The sequence below is a fragment of the Pseudochelatococcus contaminans genome, assembly GCF_014195635.1.
Lineage (GTDB): Bacteria > Pseudomonadota > Alphaproteobacteria > Rhizobiales > Beijerinckiaceae > Pseudochelatococcus > Pseudochelatococcus contaminans.
Window position 1 is genome coordinate 492,068 of sequence record NZ_JACICC010000003.1, and the last position, 15,347, is coordinate 507,414.

The following is a 15,347-nucleotide window of genomic DNA, read 5'->3' on the forward strand; positions in this document are numbered from 1 at the left end:
CGCGCATCAGTTCGTCATGCGTGACAGCATGCGGTATGTGCCGTGGGCAACATTCTCGAACGCCTGCTCCACCATGGGATGCCGAACGGGCTCGCCAGAGGTGTCCTCAACCAGGTTCTGCTCCGAAACATAGGCGATGTATTCGGTTTCCGTGTTTTCGGCAAACAGATGGTAGAACGGTTGGTTGCGGTCTGGCCGTTTATCCTCGGGAATGGACTCGTACCATTCCTCGGAATTGTTGAAACAGGGATCGACGTCGAAGATCACGCCCCTGAAGGGGTAGACACGGTGCTTTACGACCTGACCGAGTCCGAACTTCGCCTGGCGCATGCCGGAAAATCGCAGTTTATCCATGACACGATCAAACTGCCGCTCGGTGTCATTGTCAAGTGCCGGCAAAGGTCCGCGTCAGCGCCGCGCTGTCACACTGTTTCGCCGATGAAAAAGGGTTGTCGCGGGCGGGCCGCAATCCTATGCAGAGAGAAGGCTGAACGCAAACTGCTCCAGAGGGTCCGATGACAGTCACGCATGAGCACACCGGCGGGTGCGTCGATATCCTGATCGTCGGCGGCGGCATCAGCGGGTTGTCGGCGGCCGACGCGCTGGTGGAGGCCGGGCGCGATGTCGCTGTGCTGGAGGCGGGGGATCATCCCGGCGGCGTGATCGGCTCCGAGCGGGACGGCGGCTGGCTGGTGGAAACCGGGCCGAACACGCTGCTGGTCAAACCGGCGCTGCATGCCCTGCTGTCGCGCATCGGGCTGGATGGCGAGGCCGTCTTCGCCGACAAGCTCAACGCCAAGCGTTATGTGCTGTTGAACGGGCACATGCGGGCGCTGCCCTCGGGGCCGGTGGGGGCGCTGACCAGCCCGCTCGTCGCGCCGGTTTTGCCTCGGTTGCTGGCAGAGCCATGGACACGGCGCGGCGATGCGGTTGACGAAAGCATTGCCGCCTTCGTGCAAAGGCGTCTGGGGCGGCATATGGCGGATGTGTTGGTGGATGCATTCGTGAGCGGAATTTACGCTGGCGATCCGTCGCGCCTGTCCCTGCGGGCGGCGTTTCCCCGGCTATATGCGCTGGAGCAGCAACACGGCTCGCTCGTGCGCGGCGCGCTCGCGGCGATGCAGCGCGCCCGCCGCGACAAGGCTCACAAGCCCGCGCTGCCGAAACAATGGCGCAGGGGCCTCATCAGCTTTCCCGATGGGCTTCAGGCCCTGCCGCAGCGCTTGGCGGAACGGCTGCGCACCAATGGCGCGACGTATTGCCCCGGATCGCCGACGGTGGAAATCGGCAGGGATGGCCCGGACTGGCTGGTGCGGGACGGGCAGGGCCGCGTATGGCGTGCCTCTCATCTGGTGCTGGCGACTCCCGCGCCTGTCAGCGCCAGCCTGCTGCGGCATACTGATGATGCGCTGGCGGATATGCTCGGCCGCATTGTTTATGCGCCGATTGCCGCCGTGGCGCTGGGCTTTGCGGCGAATGCCGTGCGCCATCCGCTCGACGGCTTTGGCCTCCTGCTGCCGCGCCGCGAGGGCCGCCGCACGCTCGGGGCGCTGTTTTCCTCATCCCTGTTTCCGGGCAGGGCACCGGACGGGCACCGGCTGATCTCGGCCTTTATTGGCGGGCGTCGAGATCCCGACGCCGTGTTGCTGGACGACGACGAACTGGCGGCGCAGGTGCAGCGTGATCTGGGCGATCTGCTGGGGCTGTCGTCACCGCCGGTCTGGCGGAAGATCCGGCGCTGGCAGGCGGCGATTCCACAATATGAGATCGGCCATTGCGACCTGCTGGCCCAGATCAACAGCCGTCTGGCCCATCATCCGCACCTGTCGCTGCTGGGTAACTGGCGCGATGGCATCAGCGTCGGCGATTGTCTGGAAAACGGTCGCAAACTGGCCGAAAGCCTTCTCACCAGCGAAAAACGCCATGCACAGCCCGCAGCCGTCACCCACGCCTGATTTTAACATTCAAGAGATTTTGTCCGAAAGCGCTTTACAATATAGATAGAGCCTTTCGGCATTTCGTTGAAACGCCAAAATGCTCTATCCTTTTGGTTTGACGCGTTTTCTTCACGCAAAGCGGTATCCACTTTGCTTGAAAACGCTTTAGTCGTCAGATTTTGTCAGGAGTTGGAAAGCCTGCCGCGCTTCTTGCGAATGCGTATCCGGCGAGAAGCGCGCCGCGCCAGTTGCCATTATGAACTCGGGGATCAGGACATGAGCCACAATCAAAGCAACGTCATCTTCATCACCGGCGCGACCTCAGGCTTTGGCCGCGCCACCGCCCGCCGCTTCGCCCGCGAGGGGTGGTCGCTTGTGCTGACGGGCCGCCGCGTTGAGCGTTTGCAGGAGCTGGCGCAGGAGCTGGGCGCGCAGGTGCCGGTGCACATCGCAGCGCTGGATGTGCGGGATGCCGCGGCTGTGAAGGAGGTGGTAGCCGCACTGCCGGAAGGGTTCCGCCGCATCGTCGCGCTCGTCAACAACGCCGGCCTTGCGCTGGCGCCAGTGCCTTCGCAGAACGCGGCGCTGGAAGACTGGCACACGATGATCGACACCAACGTCACCGGCCTCGTCAACGTGACGCATGCCGTGCTGCCGCTGTTGATCGAAACGGGCGCGGGGGCAAGCATCGTCAACATCGGCTCGGTGGCCGGCGAATGGCCTTATCCGGGCGGGCACGTGTATGGCGCGACGAAGGCCTTCGTCAAGCAGTTCAGCTTCAATCTGCGCTGCGACCTGATCTCTACCGGCGTGCGGGTGACGGACATCGAACCCGGCATGGCCGAAACCGAATTCACGCTGGTGCGCACCCGCGGCAACCAGGCGGCATCGGATGCGCTCTACGCCAACATGACCCCCCTGTCCGCCGAAGACATCGCCGAACAGATCCACTACGTCGCAACACTCCCCGCACACATCAACATCAACAGGCTGGAAATCATGCCCGCCCGTCAGGCATGGTCAGCGTTCGCGGTTCACCGCGATACCTGAGCAGTGTCGGGCCAGCAAGACAAAGCAGAGAAGGCATGAGACGGTTCGAAAGAGCCGTCTTTTTTCTTTAGAGGCAGTTGAATTCAAGCCGGTTCAGCAAAGTGAACGCAAGTTACGGTGAAATATAGATTTGAGAGTTTCTGTTCTGATTTCGTCAGGCCAGCATATTCCATAAATATATTATATTTTCAATAAACAATCGAAGTGCATCATATAGGTAAAGCGAAATCCATGTTCATGTCCGCATGTGCTTGTATGGATTATATAGTGTGTACAATACAGGCATGAAAGAGAAATCGTTACAGGTATGCGCATGCCGCAAGGCATGAAGGCGGTAATGACTGGCGCGCACATTGTATCAAGACAGGTCAATACAGCGAAATAATTTCGACCGTCAATACGACATTAGCGTCGCACTGGCGACATATACTGCGTTTATGTTGGAAGCCTATGGCATGCGGAGTGGTGTCTGTTGAACATTACTGCGGGCTTATGTGATATTTTTAACACTTTTCAGTCTGACCGAAATGCATGGAGTATTGACATGGCAACGAGCAAGTATATTAAAATCGATTCTGTTGAAGTTAATGGAGTAGATATTGGAGTAGATAATTATAATAGCGGAACTTATAAAGTATATAATGGGGATGTTATTACTTATACATATTCAGGGTTTGATGGAGGAACTGTTTTTTTTGAATGGTCAGGCTTCAGGTCCGGTTCTGATGGTTCAGATTCTGATGCTTTAAAACCTAATCATATAATTACTATAGACGGGAATGAGGCTTCGTGGTGGTGGAGTCAAGGAACTTATATCACCAATTATCCGGCTCCTACGCTTCAGTCTTTGAACCTTGTAGTAGAGGTTAAAATACGTAATTTTGTCGATGCTGCTGTAGATAATATTAAGCTTAATGTTCCCTCGGTCTCGGCGCATAACACCAGTCTGATCATATCCTCGGAGGGCAATCCCGCTCTGGCGATCGCGGATACATCCGGAAAAGTCATCGTCGATGGCGGTGGCATCACGGCGGGCACCGAGTTCGTTATTCAGCCGTCTGATGAGCGAGTTGCGGAGGGTGAGGGCATCAAGATCACTCTGACGCTCGACGCCTCGCTGGCGGGCAAGGGGATCGATCTCAATGGCTGGACGGTCGATGCGACCCATTCCAACGTCTTCACCAAGACGGTGCGCCCCCACACGGGCACGACAACATTCGACAGCATCCATCTCACGCTGCCGCTTGTCGACGGCAACGGCAAGGACATCGACTGGAGCACGAAGCAGCCGCTGTCGCTGGCAGCCGTAGAGGTGGATGCTGCCGGGAATGACCGGGGCGGCCCAACATACGCCATCACCCTGTCCGGCATAAATGCTTCTGGTCCCGAGGTATCGAGCGCCCTGACGGTGAATGGCGCTGCTGTCGACCTGGCTCATGGTGTCAACGCAGGCGACGTCATCGATATCGCTGTGGGCAGTCACTACCTCGGCGAGGGCAGCAAGGGCGTGGTCCTCACCGTGATACTGGACGCCTCACTGGCCAACAGGGGCATCGTTTTCGATGGCTGGACCGCCGACGCCGCGCACACCACCTTCACCAGAACGGTTACCAGTGACGCGATCACGGGGGCGTATCCCTCTGTCGCCATCAAGCTGCCGATAACGGATGCATCCGGCGCCATCATCGACTGGGCCGGCAAGCCGCTCGACGTGCGGACGGCGGGGCTGAGCGCCACTTCAGCCGTGATCGCCACGGCGGATAAAATCGTGCCGGTGAATGCCGTGGACGCTATCTCTGTCATCGCGACAGTGGACGGCCGGGCGCTTGGCGATGTCGTTGTCGAAGGCGAGACCATCGATATCGCGCTGGCCAGCCGTGACGTCAGCGAGAACACCGTGCATATCAAGCTCACGCTGACGCTCGACGCGTCGCTGGCGGGCAAGGATATCGATCTCGTTGGCTGGACGGTCGATGCGACCCACTCCAACATCTTTACCAAAACGGTTACGAAGAGCGCCAACGGAAGCTACGAGACCGTTCACGTCACACTGCCCGAGAGGGATCTCCATAATGCCCTCATCGACTGGAACAGCGGCAGCCTCACCCTCGTCGCCCAGGGCCTGGACAACGCAAACAACCCGACCTTGTCCAAGACCATCGCGATGCATGTCTGGGACAAGGTCATCCTCGATGTCGATGCCACGGTGAACGGTGAGCCGTTTGTGAACGGCGGCACCATTTCCGCCGGCCAGACCATCGACATCGGCGTGAGCGCCCACGACCTTGGCGCGAACAGCCAGGGCGTGAAGCTGACGCTGACCCTTAGCGCATCGCTGGCCAACAAGGGCATCGTCATCGACGGCTGGACGGTCGATCCGTCCCACTCCAACATCTTCACCAAAACGGTGCATAGCGTCGCCGGTGGCTATCCCGACTCCAAGATCCTGGTTCCTGTTCGTGATGGCAGCGGCCATATCATCGACTGGGAAGGCAACACCATCCGCCTCGCGGTCGCCGGGCTGGACGGCACGGGCACGGGCATTATCGAGCGCGCTTACCTGTCGCAGGTGAAGGGCACGCCGGCCGTGTCTTTTGCCGCCACTGTCGACGGGGGCACACTTGGCGAAGACGGGCTGGTGCTGGCCGGCAAGGAAATCAGCATCACGCTGGACAGCGCCAACCTCGGCACCGACAGCCAGGGCGTGCTACTCAAGCTCACGCTGGATGCCTCGCTGGCCAACAAGGGCATCGTCATCGACGGCTGGACCGCCGACGCCGCGCACACCGTCTTCACCAAGACGGCGCAAAAGAGCGCACTGGACGGGACATATCCAAAGGTAACCGTCATTCTGCCGAACGCCGACGGCAGCGGCAACCTTATCTCCTGGGATAACTCGAGTGTGAGCGTGGAGGCGGACGGCCTCGACGGGAAGTCCGCGACGCTGGTGGAGACCAGCCTGCACCTGAATGTGCAGACCAGCGCCTCGGATACGCCGGTCTTTACGGGCGTGTACGACAGCATCGGCAACAGCACCGGCTACCTTGATACGGGAGCGGCGACCGACGACACGCTGCTGGCGCTGACGGGCACGGGCGCCGTGGGTGCGACCGTGGTGCTTTATGACGGCGACAAGCAACTGGGCACCGCGACGGTGGGGGCCGATGGCCACTGGCTCTTCCACACAAGCTGGCTGACGGATGGAGAAACCTACACGTTCAAGGCCGCTTATCATGGAAGCACCTCGTTCACCGATAGCCGCATCATCACGATCGATGCCCCGTGGGCGGTGGCGCCGGAGACGCAGGGCGCCCTTGGAACCAAGGCGAACAGCTATGCCTTTGCGGCGTTGAAGGCTGACGGTTCGGTCGTCACGTGGGGCGATGCGGCTCATGGCGGCGACATCAGCGCTGTTGCAGTCAGGCTTTCGAGCGGTGTCAAGGAAGTGTTTTCAAGCGATGGCGCCTTCGCGGCGCTGAAGGCTGACGGCTCTGTCGTCACGTGGGGGGCTGAGGCTAACGGCGGCGACAGCAGCGCTGTTGCGGCGCAGCTTTCGAGCGGTGTCGTGGAGGTGTTCGGGACCAGTTACGCCTTCGCGGCGTTGAAGGCTGACGGTTCGGTCGTCACGTGGGGGCCATCGGCCCGCGGCGGCGACAGCAGCGCTGTTGCGGCGCAGCTTTCGGGCGGTGTCGAGCAGGTGTTTTCGACCGTTGACGCCTTCGCGGCGCTGAAGGCTGACGGCTCTGTCGTCACGTGGGGGGCAGCGGCCGACGGCGGCGACAGCACCTCCGTTGCAAACCAGCTTTCGAGCGGCGTCCAGCAGGTGTTTTCAACCGTTTACGCCTTTGCGGCGTTGAAGGTTGATGGCTCTGTCGTCACATGGGGAACCGCCGCCAGCGGTGGTGACAGCACAGCGGTTTCGGCGAAGCTTTCGAGCGGCGTCGTGCAGGTGTTCGCGAATGGTAGCGCCTTCGCGGCATTGAAGGCTGATGGCTCTGTCGTCACGTGGGGAACCGCGGCTAACGGCGGTGACAGCACCTCTGTTGCGGAGAAGCTTTCAAGCGGCGTCGTGCAGGTGTTCAAGGGTGGTAGCGCCTTCGCGGCCTTGAAGTCTGACGGCTCTGTCGTCACGTGGGGAATCGCGGCCAACGGCGGTGACAGCAGCTCTGTTGCAAACCAGCTTTCGGGCGGCGTCAAGGAGGTGTTCTCGAACAACGAGGCCTTTGCAGCGCTGAAGAATGACGGCTCGGTCGTCACCTGGGGTACTGCGGCTTTCGGCGGCAACAGCAGCACCGTTGCGCAGCAGCTTTCGAGCGGCGTCGTGCAGATTGTCCAGACCCCCGCCGCCTTCGCGGCGCTGAAGGCTGACGGCTCGGTCGTCACCTGGGGTACAGCGGGCAGCGGCGGTGACAGCAGCGCGGTTGCGGAGAAGCTTTCGAGCGGCGTCCAGCAGATTTATGCGAATGGCGCCGCCTTCGCGGCCTTGAAGTCCGACGGCACGGTCGTCACCTGGGGCGCCGCGGCTGACGGTGGCCTCGGTAATGCCGTTTCGGCGGGGCTGACGAACGTTGTCGGCCTGTCCAGCCCGAGATATCCGCTTGACGCGCCGCTGACGCTTTACGCCGTCGACACCAGCGCGGACGGCAAGACGATCATCCTGAGCTACAATGAGGAACTCAACGCCGGCAGCACGCCGCCCGCCAGCGCCTTTACGGTGAAGGTGGACGGAGAAACCCTTGGCGCGAACGATATCGCCAGGGTTTCGGTAGAGGGCGCAACCGTCAAGCTGACGCTTGTCAGCAGCAAGGTCATCGCCGTCGGGCAGTCCGCGACGGTGACCTATACGGCGCCGGAAGCTGGCAACGCCGCGATCCAGGACAAGATCGGCAACGCCGCGGTTTCGGTCAACGACCGGGGCATCGCCAACAAGTCGAGCTACACCGATCCCGGCTCCGACAACAAGTATGACGTCTACCGCGCATCTGGTGACGACACGACCCAGACCCTGCGCGGCAACCTTGCCGATTATGCCCTTCTGGATAATGTCGGCGCCTACGTCAACATCGGCAAGCCCGGTGCTGTCGTTGACAGCCTCGTCGGTTTCGAGCATCTGGCATTCAAGGATGGCAGCATCTCTCTCGCAACCGACAGCGCGCTGTTCGACCCGGTGTTCTACGCCATCAGCAATCCGGATGTTTACCGGGCCGGCGTGGACTTGCAGGCGCACTTCCAGCAGTTCGGTAAAGCGGAAGGGCGCAATCCGAATGCCCTCTTCGACGCCAAGGGCTATCTGGCGGTGAATACGGATGTCGCGGCGGCGGGCATCAACGCCTACGACCACTTCGTCGCGAATGGCGCTGCGGAAGGTCGCGATGCCTCGGCCAACTTCGACATCCGCTATTATCTGGTGAAGAACCCGGATGTCGCGGCTGCCGGCATCAACGCGCTGGAGCATTATCTGGCCCACGGCCGCGCGGAAGGCCGCGAGACGAGCAAGGCCATCGGCCAGAACATCCGCGCCGACTCGTTCGACGAGGATTACTACCTACTGGCGAACGCCGACATCGCGGCCGCCGGCATCGATGCGCAGGCCCACTTCGACCAGTTCGGCTCTGCCGAGGGTCGCGCGGCGAATGCCTACTTCGACCCCGCGTATTATCTGGCGCACAACGCGGATGTCGCGGCGGCCGGCATCGACGCGCTGGCGCACTACAACGCCAACGGCTGGCGCGAAGGCCGCGCGGCCTCCGAAGACTTCAACACGGCGGCCTATCTGCACAACAACCCGGACATCGCGGCGGCAGACATCAACCCGCTGACGCACTACCTGCAGTACGGCATCTACGAAGGCCGCTCGGACGAGAGTCTCAACGCCTGAGATCGGAACAGAGCCTGACGAGAACAGGGGGGCGGGCCAATGGTCCGCCCAACGAAAGAATTATATGACGCGTCTCCCGGCTGCATTTCAGTGACGGGGCAAGGAGTGACGCATATGTCATTCAATTGCAAAGTATGCGCCATATCATGCGTAATAATCCTGCATGTGGATGAATTTTTATGACATTTATAACGCCCATCTCTGGCTGGGCAGTGTTTTTTATTAATTGATGATAATGGAGATTTAGGAATGACTACACTGACTCTGAAGCAAGAAATTTTCGCCGATACGAACAGCAACGGCGTTCTCGACGCGAACGAGAGGGCGCTTATCACCGTGACGGGCGCCGATCTTCCGTCCGGCGCTAACGACGTCACGGTCACGTTGACCGTTGATGCACTGGAGGATCTGTTCGTAAATCAGACCATGGCTGGGAATGACGGCTGGGCTTGGGAGGCCACCGCCAAGACGCTGACGAAGATCGTTAGGATCGTGGACGGCCTGACTGCCGTGACGTTCACACTGACGCCTCTTGTTGACCGCAAGACCTTCTCGGTCGATGCCAAAATGGCGGGCAACGCCACCGTCAGCGCGGGGGCTGAAAACCAAGAGGGTAGACAGGCGATCACCGTGACGGGCACCGGTCTTCCGTCCGGCGCTAACGAGGTCACGGTCACGTTGACCGTTGATAATGATATCACTGAGCTGTTCGCAGATGAGACTGCCGCTCAGACTGACGGCTGGGCGTGGAATGCCGAGGCCAAGACTCTGGCGAAGACCGTTGAGATCCCGGACGGCGAGACTACGACGACTCTCACTGTGACGCCTGCGGGTACATGGGACAACACCAAAGTCGCTGTGGCACTCGTGAACGACAACACCGTCAACGCGACCAAGCTGGATGTGCCGGTGGGCGCTACTACACTGACTCTGTCGCAAGCCATTACGACCGATACGAACGCCGACAGCGCTCTCGACAAGGACGAGACGGTGACGATCACCGTGACGGGCGTCAATCTTCCGGACGGCGCTAACGAGGTCACGGTCACGTTGACCGTTGATGCACTGGAGGATCTGTTCGCAACTGATGCTGACGCTCAGTCGGCCGGCTGGGCTTGGGAGGCCACCGCCAAGACGCTGACGAAGACCGCTACGATCGCAGCTGGCGAGGCTACCACGACGTTCGAACTGACGCCTCTTGTTGCCGGCAAGACCATCGATGTCGATGCCAAAATTGAGGACAACGGCAGCTTCAGCGCGGCGGCTTCAGAAGACGCGGGTGAGGTGACGATCACCGTGACGGGCACCGATCTTCAGCCCGGCGCTAACAAGGCCAAGGTCACGTTGACCGTTGATAGTGATATCACTGAGCTGTTCACAGATGAGGCTGCCGCTGACGCTGCCGGCTGGGCGTGGGATGCCGATGCCAAGACGCTGACGCAGACTGTTACGCTCGCAGATGGCCGGAGTACTACGGGTTTAACTCTGAGGCCTGTGGGTGTGTGGAACACCGAGAATGTCACTGCGGAACGCGTGGACGACAAAACCGTCAATGCGACCAAGCTGAATGTGTCGGTAGCCGCACTCCCTGCTACACTGACTCTGACAAGCGTAATTGCGGAGGATACGAACGCCGACGGCATTCTCGACGCGAACGAAAGGGTGACGATCGTCGTGACGGGCGCCAATCTTCCGGACGGCGCTAACGGGAACGACGTCAAGGTCAAGTTGACCGTTGATGATTACACTTGGCTGTTCGCAGATGAGACTGCGCTTAACGCTTCCGGCTGGGTTTGGGATCGCTTCAACACGCTGACGAAGACCGTTACGATCGTAGAAGGCGCTACGACCGCGATGTTCCAACTGACGCCTCTTGTTGCCGGCAAGACCATCGATGTCGATGCGCAACTCGTGAGCGACAGCACCGTCAATGCGACCCAGCTGGATGTGACGGTAGCCGCACTCCCTGCTACACTGACTCTGTCGAGCGAAGTTACGGGCGATACGAACGCCGACGGCACTCTCGACGCGAACGAAACGGTGACGATCACCGTGACGGGCGCCAATCTTCCGGACGGCGCTAACGACGTCACGGTCACGTTGACCTTTGATGAACCGAGTGATCTGTTCGCAGCTCAGGCTGTCGCTGAGGCTGCCGGCTGGACTTGGGGTGCCACCGCCAAGACGCTGACGAAGACCGTTACGATCGCAGCTGGCGCTACGACCGCGACGTTCGAACTGACGCCTCTTGTTGCCGGCAAGACCTTCTCGGTCGATGCCAAAATCGTGGATAACACCGCCGGCACCGTCAGAGCGACCGCTGAAAACAACGCGAATGGGAGTGCGGTGGAGATCACTGTGACGGGCACCGATCTTCCGTCCGGCGCTAACGAGGTCACGGTCACGTTGACCGTTGATAATGATATCACTGAGCTGTACGAAGATGAGGATGCCGCTGAGGCTGCCAACTGGACTTGGGATGCCGACGCCAAGACGCTGACGGCGACCATTGTGCTCGCAGACGGCCAGACTGAGGTGTCTTTCGATCTGAGGCCTAATGGTACATGGAACACCGACAATGTCGCTGTGAAACTCGTGAACGACAAAACCGTCAAGGCGACCAAGCTGGATGTGTCGGTTGCAGCACTCCCTGCTACACTGACGCTGTCGAGCGAAGTTACGGGCGATACGAACGCCGACGGCACTCTCGACGCGAACGAAACGGTGACGATCAAGGTGACGGGCGCCAATCTTCCGGACGGCGCTAACGACGTCACGGTCACGTTGACCGTTGATGAATACACTTGGCTGTTCGCAACTCAGACTGAGCTTGACGCTTCCGGCTGGGATTGGGATGCCACCGCCAAGACGCTGACGAAGACCGTTACGATCTCAGCTGAGTCGACCGCCACGGGGTTCACACTGACGCCTCTTGTTGCCGGCAAGATCATCGGTGTCGATGCCAAAATCGAGGACAACGGCACCGTCAGCGCGACGGCTCAAAGCATCGGGGGGGGTCATGTGGCGATCCAGGTGACGGGCACCGATCTTCCGTCCGGCGCTAACAAGGTCAAGGTCACGTTGACCGTTGATACTGATATCACTGAGCTGTTCGCAGATGAGGCTGCCGCTGGGGATGAGGGCTGGGCGTGGAGTGCCGAGACCAAGACGTTGACGAAGACCTTTGAGATCCCAGACGGCAGGACTTCGATGGGGATCTTTCTGACGCCTACGGGTACATGGGACATCACCAAGGTGACTGCGGAACGCGTGGACGACAAAACCGTCAATGCGACCAAGCTGGATGTGTCGGTTGCAGCAGCCACAGACTCGACGGCTCCTGCACTGACTCTGTCGAGCGAAGTTACGGGCGATACGAATGCCGACGGCGTTCTCGACGCGAACGAAACGGTGACGATCACCCTGACGGGCGCCAATCTTCCGGACGGCGCTAACGAGGTCACGGTCACGTTGACCGTTGATGCACTGGAGGATCTGTTCGCAACGGATGCTGACGCTGGCGCTGCCGGCTGGACTTGGGATGCCACCGCCAAGACGCTGACGCGGACCGCTACGATCGCAGCTGGCGCTACGACCACGACGTTCACACTGACGCCTCTTGTTGCCGACAAGACCATCAATGTCGCTGCGGAACTCGCGAGCGACAGCACCGTCAAGGCGAACAAGCTGGATGTGACGGTAGCCGCAGACCCGACGGCTCCTGCACTGTCTCTGACGAGCGAAGTTACGGGCGATACGAACGCCGACGGCGTTCTCGACGCGAACGAAACGGTGACGATCACCGTGACGGGCGCCAATCTTCCGGACGGCTCTAACGAGGTCACGGTCACGTTGACCGTTGATGCGCTGGAGGATCTGTTCGCAACGGATGCTGACGCTGGCGCTGCCGGCTGGACTTGGGATGCCACCGCCAAGACGCTGACGCGGACCGCTACGATCGCAGCTGGCGCTACGACCGCGACGTTCACACTGACGCCTCTTGTTGCCGACAAGACCATCAATGTCGCTGCGGAACTCGCGAACAACAGCACCGTCAAGGCGCGCAAGCTGGATGTGACGGTTGCGGCAGACCCGACGGCTCCTGCACTGTCTCTGACGAGCGAAGTTACGGGCGATACGAACGCCGACGGTGTTCTCGACGCGAACGAAACGGTGACGATCACCGTGACGGGCGCCAATCTTCCGGACGGCGCTAACGAGGTCACGGTCACGTTGACCGTTGATGCGCTGGAGGATCTGTTCGCAACGGATGCTGACGCTGGCGCTGCCGGCTGGACTTGGGATGCCACCGCCAAGACGCTGACGCGGACCACTACGATCGCAGCTGGCGAGACGACCGCGACGTTCACACTGACGCCTCTTGTTGCCGACAAGACCATCAATGTCGCTGCGGAACTCGCGAACAACAGCACCGTCAAGGCGAGCAAGCTGGATGTGACGGTTGCGGGCGAGTCGACCGAGCCGACGCAGCCGACTCAGCCTACGGAACCGACCGAGCCTACGGAACCGACGGGGCCGACTGAGCCGACGCAGCCTACGGAACCGACGCAGCCGACGGAGCCGAGCGAGCCGAGCGAGCCGACGCAGCCAGGCGATGCCGGAGCGGATGACAAGCTTGACGTCATCGTTGCGCCGGCAGGCAACAAGATCGTGACGTTCGCCAAGAACCTCTCGGACTATGCTCTGGAGTACAACGGCACGCACATCAGCTTCAACGCAGGCGGCGCGGTGGCAGACCATCTCGTCGGCTTCACCAAGCTGGTGTTCAAGGACGGCTCGATTGATCTGGCCTCGCACTCCGGTCTGTTCGATCCGGTGTTCTACGCCCTCAACAACCTTGACGTGTTCAAGGCCGGCGTGGGCTCGTCCGTGCACTTCCTGCGGCACGGCGCTTCCGAAGGCCGCGATCCCAACGCCTTCTTCGACGTCAGCGGCTATCTGGCCGTGAACAAGGATGTCGCGGCAGCCGGTGTGAACGCGCTGGAGCACTTCATCCAGCACGGTGCGGCTGAGGGACGCGATACATCGGCCAACTTCGATGTCCGCCTGTATCTGCAGAACAACGCGGATGTCGCGGCAGCCGGTGTGAATGCGCTGGAGCACTACCTCCAGTACGGTCGTGCGGAAGGCCGCAAGGCTTACGAGGCAGTTGGCGAGACCATCGCAGCCGACGGCTTCGACGCGCAGCACTACCTGCTCTCGAACGCCGATGTTGCGGCGGCGGGTGTGGATGCCCGCACGCACTTCGCCGAGTATGGCTTCAAGGAAGGCCGTTCGGCCAACACGCTCTTCGATCCGGCTGACTATCTGGCCGCGAACGCGGACGTTGCGGCTGCTGGCGTCGATCCGCTGGCGCACTACAACACCTACGGCTGGCGCGAAGGCCGGGTGGCATCATCCGAGTTCGACACCAACGCTTATCTGGCAGAGAACACGGACGTGGCTGCAGCAGGCATCAACCCGCTGACGCACTACCTGCAGTACGGCATCTACGAAGGCCGTGAGATCCACGAAGTCTGAGATCAATCCAGAGCCTGACGAGAACTAAGGGGGCGGGCCAATGGCCCGCCCAACGAAAGAATTGTATGACGCGTCTCCCGGCTGCATGTCAGTGACGGGGCAAGAACTGACGCATGTGTCATTAAATTGCAAAGTATGCGCCATATATTGCGTAACAATGCTGCATGTGGATGAAGTTGTATGACATTTCTATCATTCGTCTCTGGCTGTGCAGTGTTTTTTATTAATTGATGATAATGGAGATTTAGGAATGACTACACTGACTCTGACGCAAGCCATTACCACCGATACGAATGCCAACGGCGTTCTCGACGCGGACGATACGGTGACGATCACCGTGACGGGCGCCGATCTTCCGTCCGGCGCTAACGAGGTCACGGTCACGTTGACCGTTGATGAACTGGAGGATCTGTTCGCAACGGATGTTGACGCTGACGCTGCCGGCTGGACTTGGGAGGCCACCGCCAAGACGCTGACGAAGAACGTTACGATCGAAGATGGCGACGTTGAGACGACGTTCGAACTGACGCCTCTTGTTGCCGACAAGACCATCAATGTCGATGCGCAACTCGTGAGCGACAGCACCGTCAATGCGACCCAGCTGGGTGTGACGGTTGCAGCAGCCACAGACTCGACGGCTCCTACACTGGCTCTGTCGCAAGAGGTTACGGGCGACACGAACGGCGACGGCACTCTCGACGCGAACGAAACGGTGACGATCAAGGTGACGGGCGCCAATCTTCCGTCCGGCGCTAACGAGGTCACGGTCACGTTGACCGTTGATGCACTGGAGGATCTGTTCGCAACGGATGCTGACGCTCTGACGGCCGGCTGGACTTGGGAGGCCACCGCCAAGACGCTGACGAAGAACGTTACGATCGAAGATGGCGACGTTGAGACGACGTTCGAACTGACGCCTCTTGTTGCCGACAAGACCATCA

The 15,347-nt window shown here is 60.4% G+C and carries 6 protein-coding genes; 5 read left to right on the forward strand and 1 reads right to left on the reverse strand.

Translation table 11 applies throughout. From position 1 onward, the window contains the following. Positions 1-6: 6 nt before the first annotated feature. Positions 7-354, reverse strand: coding sequence for a heat shock protein HspQ (hspQ, locus tag FHS81_RS08680; RefSeq protein ID WP_246374913.1), 348 nt, complete (start codon positions 352-354; stop codon positions 7-9). 161 nt (positions 355-515) lie between these two features. Between hspQ and hemG the strand changes: the two genes are divergently transcribed. The 5 genes from hemG to FHS81_RS08705 form a co-directional block, all read left to right on the forward strand. Then, a complete protein-coding gene (hemG, locus tag FHS81_RS08685) occupies positions 516-1,955 on the forward strand; it encodes a protoporphyrinogen oxidase (protein ID WP_183751934.1) in 1,440 nt (479 codons plus the stop codon). A 258-nt stretch (positions 1,956-2,213) separates the two neighbouring features. Beyond that, positions 2,214-2,987, forward strand: a complete 774-nt coding sequence (locus FHS81_RS08690; protein ID WP_183751936.1) for an SDR family NAD(P)-dependent oxidoreductase — start codon at positions 2,214-2,216, stop codon at positions 2,985-2,987. Positions 2,988-3,834: 847 nt separating this feature from the next. Beyond that, positions 3,835-8,865: a SwmB domain-containing protein gene (locus tag FHS81_RS08695; protein WP_183751937.1), complete on the forward strand. Its 5,031-nt coding sequence runs from the start codon at positions 3,835-3,837 to the stop codon at positions 8,863-8,865. Positions 8,866-9,114: 249 nt separating this feature from the next. Beyond that, positions 9,115-14,406: a beta strand repeat-containing protein gene (locus FHS81_RS08700; RefSeq protein WP_183751939.1), complete on the forward strand. Its 5,292-nt coding sequence runs from the start codon at positions 9,115-9,117 to the stop codon at positions 14,404-14,406. Between the two features lie 250 nt (positions 14,407-14,656). After that, positions 14,657-15,347 (forward strand): hypothetical protein (locus FHS81_RS08705; protein WP_210281600.1); only part of this gene is annotated, 691 nt, incomplete at its 3' end.

Coding starts and splice junctions, on each gene's coding strand:
- FHS81_RS08690 (WP_183751936.1), top strand. CDS start 2,214: ATGAGCCACAATCAAAGCAACGTCATCTTCATCACCGGCGCGACCTCA.
- hspQ (WP_246374913.1), bottom strand. CDS start 354: ATGGATAAACTGCGATTTTCCGGCATGCGCCAGGCGAAGTTCGGACTC.
- hemG (WP_183751934.1), top strand. CDS start 516: ATGACAGTCACGCATGAGCACACCGGCGGGTGCGTCGATATCCTGATC.
- FHS81_RS08700 (WP_183751939.1), top strand. CDS start 9,115: ATGACTACACTGACTCTGAAGCAAGAAATTTTCGCCGATACGAACAGC.